This window comes from Roseateles sp. P5_E8, assembly GCF_054177665.1.
On sequence record NZ_JBGCUM010000147.1, the window covers coordinates 1 to 607 of the forward strand.

Here is a 607-nt window from a genome sequence, read left to right on the forward strand (position 1 = left end):
CCCAGCGCAGGCCGAAGTCGACCAGGGCCGCGTCGGCGCCGCCCGGGGCGATCAGCGTGATGCCGAAGGGCAGCGGGCTCTCGCCTTCGGGCAGGCTGAAGGGCAGGGCCAGGGCCGACCAGCCCAGCAGGTTGACGAAGTTGGTGTAGCGGCCCAGCTCGCTGTTGCGCAGCACCGGCTCGGCAGCCACGGCGGCRCGCGTGGGGCAGGTGGGGGCGGTGGGCACGAACAGCGCGTCCACCTGCTGCCACAGGCTTTGCAGCTCGGCGCGCAGGCTCTCCAGCTGGTAGCGGCCCTCGAAGGCCGCCACCGCGTCCACACCCCGGCCCTGGCCTATGACCCGGGCCACGGTAGCGTCCAGGGCCTCGGGTTGGGCGGCGAGCAGCGTGTCGACCACGCTCAGGCGCTCGGCCACCCAGGGGCCTTCGTAGAGCAGCTTGGCGACCTCGAAGAGCAGCTCGAAGTCCAATGGCACCAGCTCGGCACCCAGCGCGCGGGCGCGCTCCTGCGCGGCGTCGAAGGCGGCCGGCCAGCCCAGGGCGGCATCGCAGCCGGGCTCCAGCGGCACGCCCAGCCGCAGCACCGCGCGCGAGCCGCCCAGCCAGGG

1 protein-coding gene is annotated in these 607 nt (G+C 74.8%); it reads right to left on the reverse strand.

Annotated elements, in window-relative coordinates; translation table 11 throughout:
* The coding region (locus ACXRVZ_RS27695) for an amidase family protein (protein ID WP_458233144.1) at window positions 1-607 on the reverse strand (607 nt) is incomplete at both ends.